Genomic DNA, 18575 nt, shown 5'->3' with positions numbered 1-18575 from the left:
CTCGCTTTCGTTGTCTAAGTCTATTTTACATGATTTCGGGCGGAAACGCCACCCGGTCTAAGCGTTTGGGATTCAAAAATCCGAACAATATTTTGTGCAGATTTACCGTTCCTGCATCTGCTCCTTTCCCGGTGCTGTCCGCAGAATGCCGTCCACATTCTGCTTTATGATGCCATACTCCTGCATCTGGCGTTTGGCATCATTGTACTGCCGCTGCATCTGGTCTTTCTGCTCGGCCAGTTGCTTATACTCGTTTTTCAGGGCGTAGAGGTCGGGCAGCTTTTGGAGGCCCTGATTTTTCAGTGCCTTGGCCGCCGCTTCGTAGAGAATCAGAGCACCTTCGTGCTTGCGCCGGAACTGCTTTTTATCAGCGGCCCGCTGATATTCCTGCACCAGTGGGCGCAGTTCCTTACAGGTGGTGACATCCTTTATCAGCACGGCCATTTCAGCAAGTCGGCGCTCTGCTGCTTTCAATGCGGCGGCAGCTTCGGTGCTGGCGGCGGTGATCTCGGCCACCCGGCTTTCCAAATCCGGGTAACTATCAATTTCATGCTCCGTCAGAAAGTTCAGCGTCCGGGCAGCCTGTTTCAGATTGTGGAGTTTTGCCCACTTCTCATACCCTGCGGACTGCTGGGCCTTGATGCTGTTCTCCAAATCAATCCGCAGCGAAATTTTGCGGTTTTCTTTGGGCTTCCGCTCCGCAAACCGCCCTTTGATGCGTTCGATGATGGCTTCCTCGGTGTAGGCTTCGCCCAGCGTTTTGCAGCGGGTAAACCGTTCCTGTCCGGGCGCACGGAACGACACATACTTGCCCCGCTTGACCTCGTAGCCCTGCTCCTGCAGGAGCCGCAGAAAATCGTCAAAATCCTTGGCCTGCGGGATGGCTGCATCTATGGCGGTTTTCAGCTTCGCCTTCCAGCTCGTGCCCTTGCGGTGTGCATCCCACTCGGCATAGCTTTTGCCCCGGTCTTGACCGGGCATTACCACGGACAGGCCATGTTCCTTACACAGCCGGTCGCTGGTGCGCCGGATGTAGGCATAACTCTGTCGGTTAGAAACATATTTGCGCTGATTCACCATGTCCACAGCGCAAAAGATGATGTGGTTGTGGATGTGCCCTTTGTCAATGTGCGTTGTCAGCACATAGGGATATTTTCCTTGCAGGACTTCATCTGCAAGCTGCCGGCCAATCTCGTGGGCCTGCTCCGGCGTGGTTTCGCCCGGCGCAAAAGACTGTATCAGGTGGTGGGCCAGATTGTTGCCTTTCTGCATGGCTTGTGATAGCAGCAGTTCAAATTCGATGTCGGCGGTTTCATAGGAGCAGGCAAAGGAGGACACCAGCATTTTTTCATCCGTCTTGGCTGGATTCTCGATGTAATCCAGTGCCTTTTTCAGCGTTGACTTGATAGGATGTATCTTTGTAACTGCCATATCTGTGCCAGCGCTCCTTTGATGTCCGCAACGTCTTGTGTGTACAACGGCCCCATGCTGTTCAGCCGCCGCGCAATCTGATTGACGTTGACACCAATCTTTTGCAGTTCGGCGGTTTGCGCCCGGATGTCGGTGGTGTCGATGTGGACAACATATCCGTCTATCAGCATCTTCCGGGCGTATGCAGAAAAATTTCGTGTGTGCAGCAGTGCCATCTTCTGCCGGATAAGTTCCCGTTCCGCCGGCGTCACGGGAACACGCAGAACAATTTTTCGGGTTCGGTTCGTCATAGTTTCACCTCGTTTCTTGGGGGTCTGGGGTACTCCCCAGCAAGCATTTTTGTCGGGAGTGGCTACACTCCCTATGCTTGCTATCTACTCCATACCCCCACCGAAAGGCGGTATTTGTTGCGCGTTCCTTTAATTTTGGACGCAAAAAAAGATTGCAGCCGCCATGCGCTCACTGCAATCTCCTGTTTCCCATATTGTGAGGTTAGTCCTCTGCTTTTTCGACTTCCGTTATCTCCCTTGCTGTTGCGGTTACAATCCGTATGCCTTTATCGCTCATACCGTCCAGCAGTGCGTCAAGTTGCCGCCGCCCGGTAGATTTCTCCGCGTTGCTGTTCGGAAAGAAAAATTGATCGACGGAAATATGATACCGGGTTACAAGGTCATAGAATACCTGTAAACTCGGCTGTTGTCCCTTGTTCTCGATATTCGCAAGGTAGCGCGGGGAAATATATAACTCGTCGCTTACCTTTTTGCGGCTCTCGCCGTATTCATTTCTCGCGGCTTTTATAGCTGCCCCGAAAGCCTTAAAGTCGTACAATGGTACGGGTCTTTTTGCCATTTTCATTCACCCTGTTACATTTTACAGTTCACCTTTCTTTTTGGATATGTCCACACAATTCATATCATTAGGTTAAATACTTCCTGTTGTGTATTGACAGTAGACTGATTTTCTGATAAAATAAAATTTATGTAAAAGGAGGCGGCGTTTATGTTGCATAGCATGCGTATTAGATAAGCATTGAAAAAAAGGATTTTCCCATTTTCAACATGGGCTTTTTTGTCATGCTTATTTTGCGGATGCTATACAAAAAACTAACGACGTATAGATATAGTATAGACATGGTGCAAGCTATGCCTTAGTTTTGTTGTACTGCTCTGTGCATTATAAATGCAGGTCAATGCTCATGTTGAGGATTGACCTGCATTTTTTTGTGTAAAAAGGACGAGTGAAATATAATGCTTAAAAAATATTGGATAAAATGTCCGATTTGTAACGGAAAGACGAGAGTTCAAGTATTTCATAATACTGTATTAAAAGATTTTCCTCTTTTCTGCCCTAAATGCAAATTGACGCATATCATTGATGTAGAAAAATTAGAGATTGTAATCAAAAATACAGAAAAACAAACTTTTATTATTTAGAAGAAAGGATATAAAAATGAAACGTTTACCTAAATATACGCCTGCGGAAGTACGGAATGATCCATACGGATTTACTTACAAAGAAATGTCGGAAGTTATTGGCGAGAATGAAGCAAAAGCCTTATATGAAGAATTATATAAGCAATTACCACGCAAAAAAAATCTATCAATGTTGGTAAAAAATATTTGCAAAAGCAGTGATACTGAAAAGTATGTTTACGAACTGAAAGACAACAAATACATTGAAACGGTTTTTATCAAGCGGCGAGATGGTGGAACTGTTTGCGTGAGCACACAAGTCGGTTGTCCTGTTGGTTGTATTTTTTGTGAGTCCGGGCGAAATGGCTTTGTTCGTAATCTAACATCGTCAGAAATCGTACAACAGATTATATTGTTGCGTCGAAAAGTAAACCGTATCGTTTTTATGGGTATGGGAGAGCCTTTATTCAATTATGACAACTTGATAAAAGCAATCCATATTCTCCGAGATAGATATGGGCTCAACTTTCCAACCGACGGCATTACCATATCAACAGTTGGTCCGGTCGATCAATTAAAAAAATTGCGCGAGGAACATCTTAAAATTCAGTTGACAATATCTTTACACGCAGCAACACAATCTGCAAGAAATCGTATTATTCCTCACATGCGCATATATGCTATTGAAGATGTTGTTAAGCAAGCCTTATCCTATTCTGAAAGGCATAATCGCAAAATTGTCTTTGCGTATTTGCTTTTACCGGGTATAAATGACCGGCCCTCAGATGTAAGACAACTTGCAAAATGGTTTCGGGGCAAAAAAGTTATGATTAACGTGTTACAATACAACCCAACAAGCAATTCAAGAATTAAAGCACCACAGAAACGGGAAATAGTTGCATTCAAACATCAATTAGAGCAAGCAGGACTTGAAGTTACTATGAGAGTTTCTCATGGCAGAGAGATTAACGCGGCTTGTGGACAGTTAGCTAACACATATAATAAATTCAAAAAAAAATGATTAAAAGTGCCAGACGCATAGACGCAGAGCCGATAACGCATTAGGTCAAAAAACCTATGTGTTATCGGCTTTTTTATTTAATATTGCGCAAAAGCCGCTGTTCCCTATTATAGAATGGATTGCGGGTAGTGTATTAAAGTCGCCCTTTTTTAAGGATACGGCGGTATCGGGGAGGTATCGCCGTGTCCATTTTTATTTACTGTAACCCGCCTAATGCTTTGCGGTCAAAAAAAGCTATGCTCCGCAAGCGGGATATTCCGGCTATGAATGTGAACTGTCAATACATTTAGCTACTGCTTACATTTCCTTTGCGCCCGTCCGCGTCTTGCGGACGGGCGCATTTTGCTTTTTTCAACTTTTTTCTGAAAAGCGCACTCAAGAGCCATCTCCCGAACGGGTACGGAGCGAAAGGGGCAGAGAGGACAAGCCCTTAACTCCCGTCCTCTACTCCACGCGGGAAGGAGGTGAACTCTATGGAGCTATCTTCTTCCGACAAGGAAAGAATACAACATCAGTACGACGCATTAGCAAAGAAAACTTTGGTCGGCGAAGCGAAAAGCCACCGCCGCACTCTTGCGAAACGCGCAGCACGCGAAGTTACTTTTTCGGATTTGAGCGAAAGCGAACTCGCGCAGCTTTTCACAACGGACGAATACGAAAGCGATTATTTCCGTTTTCAAGTGTCCGGCTTTGATGTACTCGTCAAAAATGAACTGCTTGCCGAAGCCCTTAACGCTTTGCCCGAAAGGAAACGCGACATTATCCTTTTGTCCTACTTCTTGGATATGAGCGACGCGGAAATTGGCGAACTGCTGAATGTTGTACGCACGACGGTTTTCCGGCACAGGAAATCCGCGCTTGCGAAAATCAAACAGTATTTGGAGGGAAAAGCAGATGATGAATACCGTTAGGAAGTCTGAAAATCTGTTGCCGTTCCCTGTCATTTCCGCAGCGGCAAACGGCGACACAACCGCCATGTGCGCGATCTTGAAGCACTACGAGGGTTACATAGCGAAACTTTGTACCCGCACGCTGAAAGACGACGCGGGCAATACCTATTCCTATGTGGACGAGGAAATGCGTAACAGGCTGCAAGTGCGCCTTATTACCCGCACCCTTGCTTTTCATGTAGGCTAACTCTTTAAGCCCATGCGGGGAGCGTGTCCCCCTTTCCACGCTTCCCGTTATGGGCTGTTTGTCGTTCCGTAAAAGCATATCAGAAACGGTATGCTTTTACAGGCTGACAAAACCTTATTGTTCCTTGATAAAGAAAGCCCGCAAGATAACGGCGGTGCATCATAGGGCAAACGGATACGTTGCTGTCTGTATCGAGCCGGACGGCGGGTGCGCCAAGATGCTTTTCTCTGAAAAGTGGAGCGATCGCCACCACGCCGCAATGCAAGCGTGGCTGCTTGCGGGCCATGACATATAGACAGGTTGATACTCCCTTACCGTCAAAGTCCGAGCGTTCAGAGCGTCGCAGGCAATGAGTAGGGCTGCATGAGGAATGCAGGGGTGAGATTCCCGTGGGTTGCTGCCAGCAGCCATCCGTTGCTCATTTTTTGATTTTTAAGAAAGGGGATTTTACGATGCAAGCGAAAAAGACAAACCCTGAAAAAGAAAAAAATCCAGAGATTCTTACTCTGGATTCGACTTATCGTATTGGCAATCGCTCCTTTATCGTTGAGCCGGTGTTCAAAGAAGAAAGCTCCCAGACCTTAGGAGAAGTTCTTCTCCGGCTGATGAAATCCGAAAGCGAAAAATTATAATGACCTTTCGGGAGGCAGCGGACAGAGAAAGCGGATTGTGTTATAATATAGGTGTACAAGTGAATTTGCTATTCGACTGTCCCAAGAAAGGAGCCAGTATGAAACAGTCGAGTAACAAGAAATCCCGTGAAGCAACCGCTTTTCTCTATGAGCGTCTTTCCCGTGATGATAATTTGGAAGGCGAGAGTTACAGCATCGGCAACCAAAAGAAACTGCTCACCAAAGTTGCAAAGGAAAAAGGCTACACCAATCTGGTTCACTTTTTGGATGATGGCATTTCCGGCGTGACCATGAACCGTCCCGGCTTCGTTGAAATGATGCAGCAGCTCGAACAAGGGAAAGCCTCCGCTGTGTTCGTCAAAGACCTTTCCCGTCTGGGCCGAAACTACATTGAGGTCGGACGGCTGACAGAAGAATTTTTCCCAGACCATGACATCCGACTTGTTGCCGTTTCGGACAACATCGACACAGCCGAGGGAGAAAACGAACTGGCACCCATCCGAAACCTGTTCAATGAGTGGTATGCCCGTGACATCAGCAAGAAACGCCGTATCAGCAACAAAATCAAGGGCAATGCCGGCGAACCGATGGGACTTCCTCCCTATGGGTATATCAAGGACCCTAACAATCCCAAGCATTGGGTCATTGATGAAGAAGCTGCACAAGTTGTCCGGCGCATTTTTGATATGACGTTGGAGGGCTTTGGCACGGAACAGATTGCCACCCAGTTTGAAAAGGAAGGCATCCTGACGCCGCAGACCTACTGGATTCAGAAAGGCATCGGCCGTCCCGGAAAGACCAAGACGCGCCCCGCCACCAAGTGGAATGGCTCCACGATTACCCATCTTCTGTACCAGCAGGAGTATTGTGGTGATGTTCTGAACTTCAAAACCTACTCCAAGTCCTACAAGAACAAGAAGCGGATTCATAACGACCCGGAAAATTGGGTAGTGTTTCAAAATGTTCACGAGCCAATTATTGAACGAGCCGTGTTTGAACAGGTACAGCAGAAACGCGGAAAAATGCGCAAACGCCGTACCAGCAACGGAGAACACAATATGTTCTCTGGCCTGCTTGTCTGCGCAGACTGCGGCTGCAATCTGCACTTCCACTTCAATCAGGGCAACCCGGAAATCAAGTATTTCAACTGCTCCAACTACAAGGGCAACCGTGGCACCTGTCAATCCACCCACTACATCCGGGTAGACTTTCTGGAAGAAGTGGTGTTGGGCGAGATTCGGCGGCTGACCAAGTTTGCCAGCCTCTACGAGGACGACTTTCTGAAAGCTGTTATCGGGCACTCCCAGCAGGCGGACGAAGCCGACCGCAAGCTGAAAGAGAAAGAGTTGAAAGCTCTCCTTGCCCGTGATGAAGAACTGGACGGCCTCTTTGAGCGCATCTATGAGGACAATGTTTCCGGCAAAATCTCTGATGAACGCTTTTCCAGAATGTCCCGGAGATATGAGGACGAGCAAAAGGAGCTGACCGAGAAAATCAAACAGCTCCGCTCCGAAATCGAAAAGCAGAGCAGCCGCACCATGACAACGGATATGTTCATCAGCCTGGTTCGCAAGTACACCAGAGCAAAAAAGCTGACACCCCGGATGCTGAATGAACTGGTGGAAAAAATCGAAGTGTTCAATGCAGAAAAGGTCAATGGTGTATGGGAGCAGCGGCTCCGCATTCACTACAACTGCGTGGGCACCATCGAGATTCCAAGCGCACTTCCTTTGCCGACACCTGATGTGTCGGTGAATACAAGAAAAGGCGTAGTTGTGAACTACGCCCCCTGTGATGTCGCTATTTAGCAAATAAAAAATGACGAATGTTCTTTGACAGCTAAATGCTGTAAGAACATTCGTCATGGTGCGAGGGAGGGGATTTGAACCCCCAAGGATAAACCACACGCACCTCAAACGTGCGCGTCTGCCAGTTCCGCCACCCTCGCATATGAAGTTTTGATGCAGTCCGTGTTTTCTAACAGCTCTGAGGTCCAAGCCGTATCGCTGACTGCTCAAGTATAATACCATACTCCCCCGGCGATGTCAAGCGTTTTCATAGATTTTTTTGCCATTCATATCTTGTAAATGGAGTTTCCGTGCAGAAATGACTTAAGAAGGAGGTTTTTGGAAATGACTTTTTTCAAATCCAGCAAACATCAAAGATTGTTGTGGAGCCTTTTGCTGCTTTCTGTCGGGGCGGCGGCGGGGTTCGGACTGGGGATATTCTGCGGTGCAGAGCCGCCCATAGGCTGCCGGGAGAGCGACCTGACCCCGGTGCCGGACGAAAGCTTCGTCTCCCCTGCCTCGGCGTCCTCCGTAGAAACGTCCCCGGAGCCGGAGCCGATGCCCGAGAAGTGGGTCTGTCTGACCTTCGACGACGGCCCCAGCAAGACGACGCCGGACGTTCTGTCCGCGCTGAACAGTGCCGGAGTAAAGGCGACCTTCTTTGTAGTCGCCACCGGCAACAACGACAAATATCTTTCCCTCATCTCTGAGGCTGCTGCCGCCGGACATCAGATCGCGCTCCACTCCGCCTCCCACGAGTACAGCGACATCTACCAGAGTGCGGACGCTTACTGGAAGGACATCGACCTGTTAAAGGAGCGTCTCTCCCCTTACGTCCGGGCCGACGGTCTGCGGTATCTGCGCTTCCCGGGCGGCAGTACCAACACCGTGAGCCGCCGCTACGGCGGGCGCGGGCTGATGCAGCAGCTCAAAGAAGAAGTCACTGCAAAAGGCTACGCCTATGTAGACTGGAACGTCTGCGCTGAGGACGCTGTGGGCGGCAAGCCCAGTGCAGGCACCATCTTCCGCAACATCGTGCGGGAGACCGGCGAGCAGACCCAGTGCATCGTGCTGATGCACGACTCGGCCACCACCCGCACCACTGCCGAAGCCCTGCCCGACATCATCCAGTGGTACAAGGACAACGGTTTCGCCTTCCTCACGGTAGAGCAGGCCGTCCCCCTGCCCACGACATAGCAAAAAGCCCCGGAGGGCCTGCCAGACGGCAGACTTTCCGGGGCTTTGGTGCGTAGAAGCAGCTTACTCAGCGGCCTGATTGAACAGGACGAAGGCACGATAAGCCATGTACAGGTCGGTCTTGTGGATGACCTCGAAGGGAGAGTGCATGGACAGCACAGGCACACCGATGTCGATGACGGGGATGCCGCGGTTGGCAACATACTTTGCGATGGTGCCGCCGCCGCCCAGGTCGAGGCGGCCCAGCTCACCGATCTGCCATGCAACGTCGTCGGCGTCCATCATGCGGGTGACATAGCCCACCAGCTCGGCAGAAGCGTCGTTTGCAGCGCTCTTGCCGCGGCTGCCGGTGTACTTGAACAGCGCGATGCCGCGGCCTGCGTAGGTGCCGTTCATCGGCTCGAAAGCGCTGGCCCAGCTCGGGTCGTAAGCAGCGGTGACGTCGGCGGACAGGCAGACACTGTTGCGGAATGCAATGATGTCGTCCTGACCAGCGGTACGGCAGAGCTCCTGCATGAAGTGGAAGACGTACATGCTCTGCATACCGGTGACGCCGTCAGAGCCGATCTCTTCCTTATCGGTCAGGACGCAGACGGTAGTGAAGGCGGGATTCTTGGTGGCGATCTCGGCCATCAGAGCGGGATATGCATCGACGCGGTCATCGTGGCCGTAGGCGCCGATCATGGAGCGGTCGAAGCCGACGTCGCGGGACTTATAAGCGGGGACGATCTCGATTTCAGCGCGTGCAAAATCCTTCTCGGTGATGCCGTACTTCTCATTGAGGAGGATCATAGTATTCAGCTTGACAGCTTCCTTCACTTCCTCGTCGTCCACAGCGTCGGAGCCGATGAGGATGTTCAGTTCCTCGGCGCGGATGCCGTCGCTCAGCTTGCGCTCGCTTTGCTCAGCGCTCAGATGGGGCAGCAGGTCGGTGATGCAGAAGACGGGGTCGTTCTCGTCCTCGCCCACGTTCACAGAGACGGTGGTGCCGTCAGCGCGGGAGAACACGCCGTGGATGGCCAGCGGCATAGTACCCCACTGATACTTGCGGATGCCGCCGTAGTAGTGGGTCTTGAAGTAGCTGAAGTGGTCGGACTCGTACAGCGGGGTCGGGCGCAGGTCCAGACGGGGGCTGTCGGTGTGAGCGATGACCAGATGGAAGCCGTCCTCGAAGCTGCGGGTGCCGATGGTGGAAGCCACGATGGCCTTGCCCAGCTGGCTGAAATAGACCTTGTCGCCGGGGGTGTAGGTCTTTTTCGGGTCGAACTGCTGGTAGCCTGCGTCCTTGAGCATCTGCTCGCTCTCAGCGGCCACCTCGCGCTCGGTCTTGCCTGCGTCGAGGAATTTCTTGTAGCCCTCAGCGAATGCGTGGGCCTCCTGCTTGACGGCGGCGGACTTGTCGCCGACGTAAGCGGGCTTAAACAGCAGCTTTTCAGCCAGCTGCTGGTTCGGAGTTTTTTCTGCCATAGGATCTCTCCTGCCTTTCTGTTTTCTTACACTTGTTATCTATCAAAGACCCGCAGGTTTTTGGCCTGTCGGTTCTTCTTCATTGGTTGAGATTCAGCCGCCGTAGAGACGGGTATAGACGGCGTAGCTGGCGGTTATCTTTTCGACGTAATGGTGCATCTGGTTATAAGGGAAGCCTTTCAGGGTCTGCCCGTCGGAGGAATGCTCTTCCATCCGCAGCAGATTATCTACTGTCCCCCATCCGCTGTGGTAGGCGGCGGCAGCGGTAGCCACATCGCCGCCGTACCGCTCCATGCAGAGATGGATGTAGTAGCAGCCGAAGCGGATGCTGACGTCAGGGTCGTAGAGTTCATCGAAGGTCAGGCCCTCATCCGGCGCAATTTTGCTGCGCAGCCAGATAAAGGTCTCCTCGGTCATCTGCATCAGCCCCCGGGCCTCCACGCTGGAAGTGGCGGCGGGGTCGAAGCCGCTCTCCGTGCGGATGAACGCATAGACCAGCAGCGGGTCGAGCTCGTATTCTGCGGCCCACTGCTCCACCTGCCGGCTGTATTTGCGGGGGTAGAGCAGCCGGTCGGCCTCCCGGGCGAGGGGTGGCAGAGCCGTCAGGAGCACTGCCGCGATGCAGACCAGCACCACCAGTCTGCGCAGCAGTCGGAACAGCGTTTTCAAGCGCGGCATCCCTCCCCGATGAGAGCGTCACAGAACCCGTTTGCTGCCTTCGCCAGCGCCTCACGGGTGGAGGTGTTGGGCAGGATGTAGTCTGCCCTGGCGGTCAGCACAGCCTCCGGCGTCTGGGCGTTGAGGCGGCGGGCGGCCATCTCAGGCGAGATGCCGTCCCGGGCCGCGATGCGCTCCACGCTGACTTCAAACGGTGCCCTGACCACGCAGAGCTTGTCGCACTCGGCCTCTGCCGCCGTGCCGATGATGACCGCGCCGTCCAGCACAAAGAGCTTCGCCCCCGCCTGCTGCGCGGCCTGTTTGGCGGCGCGGATGCGGCGGACGATCTCCGGGTGGGTCAGCGCGTCGAGCGCAGCTTTCCCCTCGGGCGTTGCAAAGGCGCGGTCGGCCAGCAGGCGGCGGTCAAGGGTGCCATCTTCCTTTATAATATCTGCCCCGAAGCGCTCAGCCAGCTGGGGCAGCAGCGGTGAACCCGGAAGCAGGATCTCTCGGGAGAGCTGGTCGGCGTCTGCCAGCGGGATGCCCCGCGCCGCGAACACCGCCGTGACCGTCGATTTGCCGCAGCCGCTGCGGCCGGTGATGCCCAGCGTCATCATAGCTTTATCACCCGGAACGCGGCCGCACGGATGAGGCGGTTATAGACGGCCATGGACAGGCCGTCTTTCTGGGGGCAGCGGGCGTAGACCACAGCATCGCCCTGCTCGTCCAGCGCACGCAGGGAGCGGAAGATGTGTTTTGCCTGGTCGGCTCCGTCGCCCTCCCGGCCATACTCCACACAGGGTACGCCCAGCTTTTCGGCCTCGCCGGTAAAGCAGAGGCAGCTGGGATTCTCAGCGGCGTGGGCATCCACATAGGCTTTAAACTGCTCGAAGGTGCCATCCAGAAGGGTCACATCTGCCTTGGGGGCGTAGTGCTTATACTTCATGCCGGGGCTGCGGACGACCGCACCCTCCGGCAGCTTCTCGAGGATGGCCTTGGAGACTTCCACTTCCTCGCCCAGCGCACGCTCGAGGTCTTCCAGCGTGATGTGGCCGGGGCGGAAGAGGGTGGGCTTTTCGCCCACCACCGACACGACGGTAGACTCCACGCCCCAGTCGCACTCACCGCCGTCCAGAATGAGGGGTAGCCGGCCGTCCATATCGGTAAAGACGTCCTGTGCGTTGGTGGGGCTGGGCTTGCCGGAGAGGTTGGCCGACGGGGCCGCAAAGGCGCAGCCGCTGGCCTCGATGACAGCCCGTGCCACCGGGTGGCTGGGCATCCGGATGCCCACGGTGTCCAGACCGGCACAGCACTCCGCTGCCACCTCGGGGCCGCGGGGCATGATGATGGTCAGCGGGCCGGGACAGAACGCCGCCATCAGCAGCTGGGCGCGTTCCGGCACTTCGCTGACGAGGCCGTGCAACATCTCAGGGCCTGTGACGTGGACGATGAGGGGATTGTCCTGCGGACGTCCCTTCGCCACAAAGATCTTGCTCACGGCCTCGCCGTTGCGGGCATCGGCCGCGATGCCGTAGACTGTCTCGGTAGGCAAGGCTACCAGCTCGCCCTGCCGCAGAAGCTCGGCTGCGCGGGCAATACCCTCTGCGTCAGCCGGGCGGACTTCAGTATTGATACTCATACGAATCATCGCTCTTTTCTTCTGTAAAGCAATTATTCTTTACAGCTTTTCGTGCGCATTTCACGCATATTTATGTGTTTAACTTCTGCAGTTTCTCGGCCTGCTCACGGGTGGCGAGGGCGTCGATGATGTCGTCCAGATTGCCGTCCATGATCTTGTCGAGATTGTGTACCGTCAGACCAATCCGGTGGTCGGTGCAGCGGTCCTGCGGGAAGTTATAGGTGCGTATCTTCTCGCTGCGGTCCCCTGTTCCCACCTGACCGGCGCGGTCGGCGTTGATGGCGTCCTGCTGCTCCTTCTGCTTCTGGGCCAGCAGGCGGCTGCGCAGGATCTCCAGAGCCTTGTCCTTGTTCTGGAACTGGCTGCGCTCGTTCTGGCACTCAACCACGGCTCCGGTGGGGATGTGGGTGACGCGGATGGCGCTGGACGTCTTGTTGATGTGCTGACCGCCCGCACCCGAAGAGCGGAAGGTGTCGATGCGCAGATCCTTCATGTCCAGCGCAAAGTCAACCTCTTCGGCCTGCGGCATCACGGCCACGGTGGCCGTCGAAGTATGGATGCGGCCCTGCGTCTCCGTTTCCGGTACACGCTGCACCCGGTGGACACCGCTCTCGTACTTGAGGCGGTTGTAGGCGCCCCGGCCATTGACCGCAAAGACGGCTTCTTTGGTTCCGCCGAGCTCCGTCTCGTTGAGGTTCAGCAGCTCCATCTCCCAGCCCCGGCTCTGGACGTACATGGTGTACATCCGCACGAGGCTGTGGGCGAACAGCGCAGCTTCCTCGCCGCCGGCACCGGCGCGTATCTCCATGATGACGCTTTTCTCGTCGTTTACGTCCTTCGGCAGCAGCAAAATTTTGAGATTATTTTCCAGCTCTGCCACATCCTGACTTTTTTCGCTCAGTTCCTGCTGTACCATAGCCTTAAAGTCCGCGTCGAGGGGCTCGTCCCCTTCCAGCAGGGCTTTTGCCTGTGCCAGGTGGTCCTGCGCAGTGGTGAGAGCGTGGTAAGCGTCCACCACCGGCTGTGCTTCATGGTACTCCTGCATCAGGCGGCGGAACTGCGCCGGGTCGGCGGCAGTTTCGGGCTGATTGAGACGGATAGAAAGTTCTTCGAACCGGCGGCAGACGGCCTCCATTTGGGAAGTCAGATTCGGCATATCAGGCAGTTCTCCTTACAAAACAGTTTCTGAATGTGCTGTGCCGCCGGGCTATTCCTGGCCCGGTTTGATGACCTTTTTGATGTTCTTCTCGATCTTCGCCCGGGGCAGCATGACCTCGCGGCCACAGCCCGTGCAGCGGATCTTGAAATCCATGCCCACCCGCAGCACCTCGAAGCTTGCTGCTCCGCAAGGGTGCTGTTTGCGGGTGAGGATGGTATCGCCGACCGCAATATCCATATTGAATCCCTCCTGTCTGCACATTTATAGTACAGGCCGTGTGTCCCAAAGAGGAACACACAACTATAGTATAATCCAAACTCGTATAAAATGCAAATGCAGCTGCATATGGTTTTATAGCTGCAATGCTACCCAAAAATCAGAGAAAGAGGAATGAAAGATGATGCAAGCGTTTCGTACCGAAAACAACTACCGCAATGCTTCCCGCCTGAGCGCCGCCGAACTGCGGGCCGCGATGGCCAGCCGCGAGATCTTGCAGAGCACGGCGCTGGCCTTCGACACCCAGCGTCAGCTCCGGTTCGAGCTGGGCGGCTGCCGGGCTGTAATGCCCTTCGGGCAGTGCGCCGACGGAGCCGACACCGGCAGCGTACGGGACATCGCCGTACTGACGCGGGTAGGCCGACCCACCTGCTTTGTCATCGAGGGCATCGACACTGACGAAAACGGACAGCCTGTCTACCGCCTCTCCCGCGCTGAAGCACAGCGGATGTGCAAGGCCGAATACCTCGACCAGCTCCAGCCCGGCGACATCCTGCCCTGCATCGTGACCCACATCGAGCCCTTCGGCGCGTTCTGTGACGTCGGCTGCGGCATCAGCGCCCTTCTGCCCATCGACTGTATGTCGGTGAGCCGTATCTCCTCCCCTGCCGACCGGGTCAGCGTGGGGCAGCAGATACTCTGCGCCATCAAGAGCCGGGACGCACAGGGACGGTTCGTGCTGACCATCCGGGAGCTGCTGGGTACCTGGGCCGAGAATGCTGCCGCCTTTACGGTGGGCGAAACGGTGGTGGGCATCGTGCGGAGCGTGGAAGAGTACGGCACCTTCATCGAGATCGCGCCCAACCTCGCGGGCCTCGCCGAGAGCTGCCCCGACCTGCGGCCCGGGCAGGCTGTGAGCGTCTACATCAAGAACATCCTGCCCGAGAAGATGAAGATAAAGCTCGTCATCGTCAACCACGCCCTCAGCCAGAGCCACCGCTTCGAGCTGCGGTACTTCATCACCGAGGGCCACCTCGATCACTGGCTCTACTCCACCCCCGAAAGCCACAAGCGCATCGAGACGGATTTTTCGGTCATGGCTTGCAATCCGGCGTGAAACCCTTTATACTATAGTTAATACTATAGAACACGGGAGATGGGAGTAACAATGGCCGCCAACGATGCTTTTACCGCCGGTGTGCGTCCCGGTGGGCTGACCAACAGCACCGAGATACGATTGCTGCTGTGTTATCTTGTCAAGAACGCCGGGCCTATCACACGGACGGAGATCGAAAACGCCCTGATGGAAGAGGCACTGGTGAATTATTTTGAGATCGGCTCCTGCCTGGACGACATCGCCAGGCAGCAGCTCGTGACGGTGGACGGCGACCGGTACACCATCACCGACAAGGGCCGGAAAGTGGCGCAGGAGCTGGCCTACGACCTGCCCCGCAGTGTGCGGGAAAAGGCGGTCGCCGCCGTGCTGCGCAGCCAGACCTGGGCGCGCAAGGAAGCCGAGTACAGCGCCCGCATCAGCGAAAAGGCCGACGGCCATTGCTCCGTGCGCTGTCAGGTGAAGGCTCTGGACAGCGAGCTGTTCTGTTTGGACATCGGCACACCCGACCGGCTGAGCGCTGAGATGGTAAAAAAGCAGTTCATTTTGAAGGGCAATGAAATTTACCAGATGCTCATTACCAAATTGACCGAAGAAGAGAAATAGCATAAAAGCCCGCTGCACATTGGTTTCGTGCAGCGGGCTTTTTGTTAGATCAAGATACAGATGAGTCCGGTACAGCCCTCGTTGATGACCCGTTCCAGCGTCTCCTGCAAACGGCCCCGGGCCTCCTGCGGCATATGGAGCAGCTTGTTCTGCAGGCCGTCGTTGACCAGCTCGTGGAGGCTCTTGCCGAAGATGTTCGACTCCCACAGGCGGACGGGGTCGTCCTCGAAATCCTTCAAAAGGCTCTGCACGAGGTCTTCGCTCTGCTTTTCCGTCCCGACGATGGGACTCAGCTCGGTGTGGATGACAGCTTTCATCATGTGGATAGACGGCGCGCTGGCCTCGAGACGGACGCCGTACCGCCCGCCCTGCCGGACAATCTCGGGCTGTTCCAGCGAAAGCTCATCGATGGACGGCATCACGATGCCGTAGCCGGTAGCCTCCACCTGCTCCATCGCACTGCGTATCTTCTCGTAGGCACGCTTGGCTTTGGCCAGCTCGATGATGCAGGGCATCAACCCGGCTTCGTCGCCGATTTCGAGGCCCGTCTGCTCGCTGAGCACCTTATAAAACACCTCGGGCTTGAGCAGCACCGTGATGCGGACCACGCCGTCGGCGAGGTTCATCCCACTGAGGGCGGCGTTTTCCACGGCCTCGCAGTCCAACGCCGCCCGGCCGGAGTCGGAGACGTCCTTCATCCGGGAAATTTTCTCGGAGAGCTGCATAGCCGCTGTGTATACTTCGGTCTGGAGCCAGTGGCCTTTGTCCAACATCGTCACCCAGCGGGGCAGGGCGAAATCCAGCTCCCTCACCGGGAACTCGTAGAGCACTTTTTGCAAAATCTCGCCCAGCTGCGTCTCGTCGAGGTCGAGGCAGCTCACAGCCAGAACGGTCCGGCCATAGCTCTCTTCCATTTCCGCCGCCATCGCTCTTGTCTCGGGGGCATCGGGGTGGGTGCTGTTGAGCAGGATGACGAAGGGCTTGCCCAGCGCTTCCAGCTCGTCGATGACCCGCTTTTCTGCCGGGATGTAGTTTTCGCGGGGTATCTCGCTGATGGTTCCGTCGGTGGTGACGACGATGCCGATGGTGGAGTGGTCTCGGATGACCTTGCGGGTGCCGGTCTCGGCGGCGAGGTCGAAGGGGATCTCCTCGTCGAACCAGGGACTTTTGACCATTCGGGGCTTGTCATTCTCCTCGTGGCCCATGGCTCCCTCCACCATGTAGCCCACGCAGTCGATGAGCCGGATGCTGCACTCTCCCCCGCCCTCCAGCGCCAGCGGCACCGCCGACTCCGGGATGAACTTGGGCTCGGTGGTCATGATGGTGCGCCCCGCTGCCGACTGGGGCAGCTCATCGCGGGCGCGGAGCTTCGCGTCCTCCGGGCCGATGGCTGGCAGCACCAGCTTTTCCATAAACTGCTTGATGAGGGTGCTCTTGCCCGTGCGCACCGGCCCCACCACGCCAATGAGGATGTCGCCGCCGGTGCGGGCTCCTATCTCGCGGCAGACTGCCGCCTGCTCGATTCGTTCCTGCTTTGCCAAAATGCTCTCCCCTCTCTTCCCATTTGAAAGCCATCTGGAAGAAATTTATGCGACGGCGGGAGGAATTAGTACGATGCAAAGCAGCGCATCACCGTCAAAATCATACTTTCTTCAAAAAAATCCAAAAAAATTGCAAAAATCTGTTGACAAGACTGCCTCATCCGAGTATAATATCTCATGTCGCCGGTGCTTTGGTAGGGAGGCAACGGATGATGACCGGGTGTAGCGCAGTTTTGGTAGCGCGCTTGAATGGGGTTCAAGAGGCCGTGAGTTCGATTCTCGCCACTCGGACCAAACAAAAATAATCCGAACTTGTTTCCGATAGGAGATGGGTTCGGATTATTTGTTTTCTTCGGAAAACTCAATATGGGTGTCCGTGGAAGATGAAATCCGAAATCATAGATTGACCGACATAAGCCACAACATGATTTCAGGAGGACACGAGTATGAAGTACGATGCAAGAGCTTGCAAATTCAACATGGACACCGGCTGCGTGGAGCTGCTGCTCCGGGATGGAAGAAAAATTTCCATCAATTGCACCGGAGTCGAGGATGCGTTGGATGTGACCATAGCGCAGAGGGCAGAATTGGACTACCTCATCTACAATGACCCACTGGCGTATGCAGATTTGATTCTGAATGGTGACCCGGAGAAATATCTGAAACAAATTTTGTGAAATGAATATTCTGCGATTTTACTGAAGAATTGACAATGTAGCGAAAACTAGATATCATAGCAACAGGCTTTATTTTGTTTCAGAAGAGGTATTAGCATATGGAAGCGTATGAATTAGATAAAATAAAAGTTTTGGCAACTTCTTTCCGTGGTGCAATTGAGATAGCAAAAGATGCTGGTGAATTTGATAATGACTTTGCATTTCCTCGATTTCCCAAAGGATGCTGTGGAGATACAAGCGATCTTTTAGCTGAGTATTTGGCACAGCATGATATTTACACATATTATGTCTGTGGTCAAAAAGGTACCCAATCACACGCATGGCTGGTTCTTGTAAACACTGTAACAGTGACAACTGATAATTCAGATGCTGACAGAAAGTATAAAAGTCTGATAAGTGTTTATAATGAAGATAATGATGTAATGCTACTGCGAAAATACTATAACTTAAAAGATTCTATTATTATTGACATAACCGGAGATCAGTTCACAAATCAAAAATGTTTTTTGTATTATAACATTCCTGTTTATGTTGGTTTTTTAGATGACTTTCATAAACTTTTTAGGGTGGATCAATGCTCTATCCATGAACCTGCTAGATTGTGGGATGCTCGCTGCAAAAGTCTGTATCGAGCAATAACTAAATATATAAAGTGATTTGCAGTATGAAACGAAGTTTTTTTCAATTAAGGTATAAAACAAAAACAGGGTGCGCCCACCCGGACGCACCCTGCCAAAAGCCACAGACAAGAATGATATGTACAGCAGGGAGTTCCCCAGAGCAGAGTTCCCATAAAACAGTATTTGCAAAAGTTCCCTAAATGGGGAAGATTTGGCGTGACTTCGGTCACGCCTTTTCTTTTGCTTCCAGTTCATCCAGAGG

At 53.8% G+C, this 18575-nt stretch carries 21 protein-coding genes and 2 tRNA genes; 12 read left to right on the top strand and 11 right to left on the bottom strand.

The window, feature by feature from the left end:
* Window positions 1–102: 102 nt before the first annotated feature.
* The 3 genes from J3349_RS10745 to J3349_RS10735 form a co-directional block, all read right to left on the bottom strand.
* Entirely contained in the window at window positions 103–1431 is a 1329-nt protein-coding gene (locus tag J3349_RS10745; protein WP_156072390.1) for a relaxase/mobilization nuclease domain-containing protein, read from the bottom strand.
* Window positions 1392–1721 (bottom strand): plasmid mobilization relaxosome protein MobC, encoded by a 330-nt coding sequence (gene mobC / locus J3349_RS10740; protein WP_156072394.1) that lies wholly within the window; start codon window positions 1719–1721, stop codon window positions 1392–1394. Before mobC ends, J3349_RS10745 begins: the two co-directional genes overlap by 40 nt.
* Before the next feature lie 202 nt (window positions 1722–1923).
* Window positions 1924–2280, bottom strand: a complete 357-nt coding sequence (locus J3349_RS10735) for a helix-turn-helix transcriptional regulator (protein ID WP_002584957.1) — start codon at window positions 2278–2280, stop codon at window positions 1924–1926.
* Window positions 2281–2678: 398 nt separating this feature from the next.
* Here J3349_RS10735 and J3349_RS10730 point away from each other — a divergent pair, with 398 nt between their 5' ends.
* From J3349_RS10730 to J3349_RS10705, 6 genes are all read left to right on the top strand, one after another.
* Window positions 2679–2864 carry a cysteine-rich KTR domain-containing protein gene (locus tag J3349_RS10730; protein WP_003431289.1) on the top strand — a complete coding sequence of 62 codons (186 nt, stop codon included), beginning with the start codon at window positions 2679–2681 and terminating at the stop codon, window positions 2862–2864.
* A gap of 16 nt (window positions 2865–2880) precedes the next feature.
* Entirely contained in the window at window positions 2881–3864 is a 984-nt protein-coding gene (gene rlmN / locus J3349_RS10725) for a 23S rRNA (adenine(2503)-C(2))-methyltransferase RlmN (RefSeq protein ID WP_002584956.1), read from the top strand.
* 473 nt (window positions 3865–4337) lie between these two features.
* Entirely contained in the window at window positions 4338–4775 is a 438-nt protein-coding gene (locus J3349_RS10720; protein ID WP_002604474.1) for a sigma-70 family RNA polymerase sigma factor, read from the top strand.
* Window positions 4759–5001 carry a helix-turn-helix domain-containing protein gene (locus tag J3349_RS10715; protein ID WP_002604473.1) on the top strand — a complete coding sequence of 81 codons (243 nt, stop codon included), beginning with the start codon at window positions 4759–4761 and terminating at the stop codon, window positions 4999–5001. The genes J3349_RS10720 and J3349_RS10715 overlap by 17 nt, the downstream gene beginning before the upstream one ends.
* A gap of 452 nt (window positions 5002–5453) precedes the next feature.
* Window positions 5454–5633, top strand: a complete 180-nt coding sequence (locus tag J3349_RS10710; RefSeq protein ID WP_207677413.1) for a hypothetical protein — start codon at window positions 5454–5456, stop codon at window positions 5631–5633.
* A 98-nt stretch (window positions 5634–5731) separates the two neighbouring features.
* The gene (locus J3349_RS10705; protein ID WP_242699627.1) at window positions 5732–7441 is read left to right on the top strand and encodes a recombinase family protein; all 1710 of its coding nucleotides are present in this window, start codon (window positions 5732–5734) and stop codon (window positions 7439–7441) included.
* A gap of 56 nt (window positions 7442–7497) precedes the next feature.
* Here J3349_RS10705 and J3349_RS10700 read toward each other — a convergent pair.
* Window positions 7498–7581: transfer RNA gene (locus tag J3349_RS10700), tRNA-Leu, on the bottom strand.
* Window positions 7582–7765: 184 nt separating this feature from the next.
* Here J3349_RS10700 and J3349_RS10695 point away from each other — a divergent pair.
* Window positions 7766–8617 (top strand): polysaccharide deacetylase family protein, encoded by an 852-nt coding sequence (locus J3349_RS10695; RefSeq protein ID WP_207677411.1) that lies wholly within the window; start codon window positions 7766–7768, stop codon window positions 8615–8617.
* Window positions 8618–8680: 63 nt separating this feature from the next.
* On the opposite strand, the gene J3349_RS10690 is transcribed toward J3349_RS10695, so the two are convergent.
* The 6 genes from J3349_RS10690 to J3349_RS10665 all read right to left on the bottom strand — a co-directional run bounded on the left by J3349_RS10690 (window position 8681) and on the right by J3349_RS10665 (window position 13776).
* The gene (locus J3349_RS10690) at window positions 8681–10084 is read right to left on the bottom strand and encodes an aminopeptidase (RefSeq protein ID WP_207677410.1); all 1404 of its coding nucleotides are present in this window, start codon (window positions 10082–10084) and stop codon (window positions 8681–8683) included.
* 93 nt (window positions 10085–10177) lie between these two features.
* Window positions 10178–10762: a lytic transglycosylase domain-containing protein gene (locus J3349_RS10685; RefSeq protein ID WP_207677409.1), complete on the bottom strand. Its 585-nt coding sequence runs from the start codon at window positions 10760–10762 to the stop codon at window positions 10178–10180.
* On the bottom strand, window positions 10750–11358 hold the full coding sequence (gene coaE, locus J3349_RS10680) for a dephospho-CoA kinase (RefSeq protein ID WP_207677408.1): 609 nt from the start codon (window positions 11356–11358) through the stop codon (window positions 10750–10752). Before coaE ends, J3349_RS10685 begins: the two co-directional genes overlap by 13 nt.
* The gene (locus J3349_RS10675) at window positions 11355–12380 is read right to left on the bottom strand and encodes an L-threonylcarbamoyladenylate synthase (protein ID WP_149793269.1); all 1026 of its coding nucleotides are present in this window, start codon (window positions 12378–12380) and stop codon (window positions 11355–11357) included. Before J3349_RS10675 ends, coaE begins: the two co-directional genes overlap by 4 nt.
* Window positions 12381–12450: 70 nt before the next feature.
* Window positions 12451–13536 carry a peptide chain release factor 1 gene (prfA, locus tag J3349_RS10670; protein ID WP_207677407.1) on the bottom strand — a complete coding sequence of 362 codons (1086 nt, stop codon included), beginning with the start codon at window positions 13534–13536 and terminating at the stop codon, window positions 12451–12453.
* A gap of 51 nt (window positions 13537–13587) precedes the next feature.
* On the bottom strand, window positions 13588–13776 hold the full coding sequence (locus J3349_RS10665; RefSeq protein ID WP_149793267.1) for a DUF951 domain-containing protein: 189 nt from the start codon (window positions 13774–13776) through the stop codon (window positions 13588–13590).
* 160 nt (window positions 13777–13936) lie between these two features.
* Between J3349_RS10665 and J3349_RS10660 the strand changes: the two genes are divergently transcribed.
* Together J3349_RS10660 and J3349_RS10655 are read left to right on the top strand one after the other, a co-directional pair.
* Window positions 13937–14872 carry a S1 RNA-binding domain-containing protein gene (locus J3349_RS10660; protein WP_158394410.1) on the top strand — a complete coding sequence of 312 codons (936 nt, stop codon included), beginning with the start codon at window positions 13937–13939 and terminating at the stop codon, window positions 14870–14872.
* 39 nt (window positions 14873–14911) lie between these two features.
* Window positions 14912–15475: a DUF4364 family protein gene (locus J3349_RS10655; RefSeq protein ID WP_242699626.1), complete on the top strand. Its 564-nt coding sequence runs from the start codon at window positions 14912–14914 to the stop codon at window positions 15473–15475.
* A 44-nt stretch (window positions 15476–15519) separates the two neighbouring features.
* On the opposite strand, the gene spoIVA is transcribed toward J3349_RS10655, so the two are convergent.
* A complete protein-coding gene (spoIVA, locus tag J3349_RS10650; RefSeq protein ID WP_207677406.1) occupies window positions 15520–17016 on the bottom strand; it encodes a stage IV sporulation protein A in 1497 nt (498 codons plus the stop codon).
* A gap of 216 nt (window positions 17017–17232) precedes the next feature.
* Here spoIVA and J3349_RS10645 point away from each other — a divergent pair.
* From J3349_RS10645 to J3349_RS10635, 3 genes are all read left to right on the top strand, one after another.
* Window positions 17233–17310: transfer RNA gene (locus J3349_RS10645), tRNA-Pro, on the top strand.
* Between the two features lie 152 nt (window positions 17311–17462).
* The gene (locus J3349_RS10640; RefSeq protein ID WP_097800178.1) at window positions 17463–17693 is read left to right on the top strand and encodes a DUF6061 family protein; all 231 of its coding nucleotides are present in this window, start codon (window positions 17463–17465) and stop codon (window positions 17691–17693) included.
* Window positions 17694–17791: 98 nt separating this feature from the next.
* Window positions 17792–18349, top strand: coding sequence for a hypothetical protein (locus J3349_RS10635; RefSeq protein ID WP_149793264.1), 558 nt, complete (start codon window positions 17792–17794; stop codon window positions 18347–18349).
* Window positions 18350–18575 lie beyond the last annotated feature (226 nt).

It is taken from the genome of Faecalibacterium sp. Marseille-P9590 (assembly GCF_017377665.1).
Classification (GTDB): domain Bacteria; phylum Bacillota; class Clostridia; order Oscillospirales; family Ruminococcaceae; genus Faecalibacterium.
The sequence above is the reverse complement of the archived record's forward strand: the minus strand, read 5'-3'. Positions and strand labels throughout refer to the sequence as shown.